General features: G+C 49.1%; 3 protein-coding genes. All 3 read left to right on the forward strand.

The genetic code is table 11. The annotated features are described in order from the left end of the window. The first annotated feature begins 216 nt into the window (after positions 1-216). Positions 217-576 carry a helix-turn-helix transcriptional regulator gene (locus tag Q1A06_RS20840; RefSeq protein WP_299568037.1) on the forward strand — a complete coding sequence of 120 codons (360 nt, stop codon included), beginning with the start codon at positions 217-219 and terminating at the stop codon, positions 574-576. A 79-nt stretch (positions 577-655) separates the two neighbouring features. Beyond that, positions 656-1,357: a LuxR family transcriptional regulator gene (locus Q1A06_RS20845; protein ID WP_299568038.1), complete on the forward strand. Its 702-nt coding sequence runs from the start codon at positions 656-658 to the stop codon at positions 1,355-1,357. 85 nt (positions 1,358-1,442) lie between these two features. Further along, positions 1,443-2,270 carry an acyl-homoserine-lactone synthase gene (locus tag Q1A06_RS20850; protein WP_299568039.1) on the forward strand — a complete coding sequence of 276 codons (828 nt, stop codon included), beginning with the start codon at positions 1,443-1,445 and terminating at the stop codon, positions 2,268-2,270. Positions 2,271-2,440 lie beyond the last annotated feature (170 nt).

The following is a 2,440-nucleotide window of genomic DNA, read 5'->3' on the forward strand; positions in this document are numbered from 1 at the left end:
AGGCGAGGCATTGTGGCTGTTACCTTCATGCGCGAGCGATAACCAGTTCAGAACTCGTAAACAAGTTGGCAATGCCGGACAGGTCATAGCGCAAGAAAGTGTCGTAGCGTACTTTAATGAAAGGGTAGAATTTCCTTTTTAGCTGATCAAAAGCCATTTAGTTAGCGATGGAATATTAGAACCAATAGCGGTCAGTAAATTTAAGGAGTCCAGTTCATGCCACATCCTGTCGATATTCACGTAGGTCAGAAACTGAAGCAGATCAGAACTATGCGCCGCTTTTCCCAGACAGAGATAGCAAACAAGCTTGATCTTTCATTTCAGCAAATCCAGAAATACGAAGCGGGGTTAAATCGCGTCTCTGCCAGCAGACTTTTCGAATTGGCCCAGATCTTTGATGTATCGCCTTCTTATTTCTTCGACGGGTTGCTAGACATCATGTTACCCGGACAGAATGAAGACCCTGGAATGGCAGTCGCGACTGCGCTTGCCGCGATCAAAGATGATGCGGTCAAGAAACGGATAGTTACCTTTATCGAAGATGTCTCAGGCCAAACGGTTGCCCGTCATGAGTGACCAATTTTGCTTTTTTTTGAATTTACCTTAATGTTCAGTCCGAACGTGGGAAAATTCTCTGGAAGGATTCAAATAGCGCATGTCCGTCCTTGATCTTAGCAAGCTTCCCTTTCCGCAAAACAACCTTCGATCATTCCTTGATACAGTCTGCGAAACGCACGAATTCGATTTTGCGGCTTATGCTGGTATGGATCCTGTAACGCGAACCGTTCATGGCTTTGTGAACTATCCAGATGAATGGCAAACCCGTTACGTCAAGCAAGGATTTCAGCAAAAGGATCCGACCTTGATCACGGCAAGCCGCAGTGTTGCACCCGTAGACTGGCAACGTCTGCGTAGCGAAAATTCGTTCCAAACAGTGTTTCGTGCAGCACATGACTTTGGCATTGCGGAACAGGGTCTTACCATCCCCGTGCGGGGGCCGCTTGGAGATGTCGGCCTGTTCAGTGTCACTCGCAAGTGTTCGGATCGGGAGTGGAGCCTGCTGAAGACTGAAATCCTTGCCGATCTGCAAATTGCGGCCGTGCATCTGCACGATCATGTTCTGACGACCAGCACGCTAAACCAAAAGCTGACACATCCGTCCCTCTCAACTCGCGAGACCGAGATCCTGCAATGGATCGCAGCCGGGAAGTCCCAGCAGGATGTGGGAGACATTTTATCTATATCAAACCGGACCGTCGAGGTACATTTGCGCTCAAGCCGAAGCAAATTGGCGGCACTTACGACACCTCAAGCGGTGGGTCGCGCAATCGGTCTGGGACTGATCTATCCCATCTGAATGATGCGCATACGGGATTCCCCCAATAGCATTTGAACGCCAAAAACGCGATCCTTTCCCGAATAATTGGGAATGGGAAAAAGACATGATCATAGTCGTCGATGGTATTAACCGGCATCGTTACACACAGCTTCTCGATGAAATGTTCGCGCTACGCGCTCGGGTGTTTGGGGGGAGGCTCGGTTGGGAAGTCGAAATTCGTAACGGGCGTGAAATTGACCAATATGATGCGCTTGATCCCGCATATGTAATAGGCCTGAATGACGACAATAGGGTTGTGTCCTGTGTTCGGGCGCTTCAGACGACGGGACCACATATGCTGTCGGACGTCTTTTCGAGCATTCTGGATGGCGAACCCCCGCTGCGCAGCGCAACTCTTTGGGAATCTACCCGATTCTGCGTGGACACAGAAGTTCTCGAGCGTGGCAGTGCCCGCAATTCCATCAGTTATGCAACCTGCGAGCTAATGGTCGCTTCACTGGAATATGCAAAAAATTCGGGAATCTCTGATATCGTTACCGTGATCGATCCTGTGATGAACAGGGTGTTGAAACGGTCCGCTTGCGCACCTTACGGGTACGTTGGAAAGACCACGCCGATGGGCAAGGTCCGCGCTATGGCAGCGCTTCTGGACTGTAGTGATGAGCGCATTGATCGCATACGGCGCTTTGCAGGAATAGAAGGAGATGTGTTCGTCGATGATCTTCAGATGCAAGCGCTGTCAGACGACGTCAAACTTTCCGAAGATACCCAACGAAAATCCTTGATTTCACAGCAATTGGATACAAAGCGGTATATGCAATCGATGCTTCGGGATTACTGTGTTGAGCAAGTTACTGATGCTGAAACCCCAGAAGAATTGGACGCGGCAGAACGAATGAACTGTATCATAAGAGAATTGAAGTTATTTTAGTAAGTTGCCAAATTAATCGACGCATCGGACACTGTTTTTTCGCTGACGCCTTCAAATACGACCAGTATGGATTGGCACTGTCTTACAACGCAACGGCATTGCCAACTTGTTTACGAGTTCTGAACTGGTTATCGCTCGCGCATGAAGGTAACAGCCACAATGCCTCGCCT

The sequence above is a fragment of the uncultured Sulfitobacter sp. genome, from assembly GCF_947497275.1.
Lineage (GTDB): Bacteria > Pseudomonadota > Alphaproteobacteria > Rhodobacterales > Rhodobacteraceae > Sulfitobacter.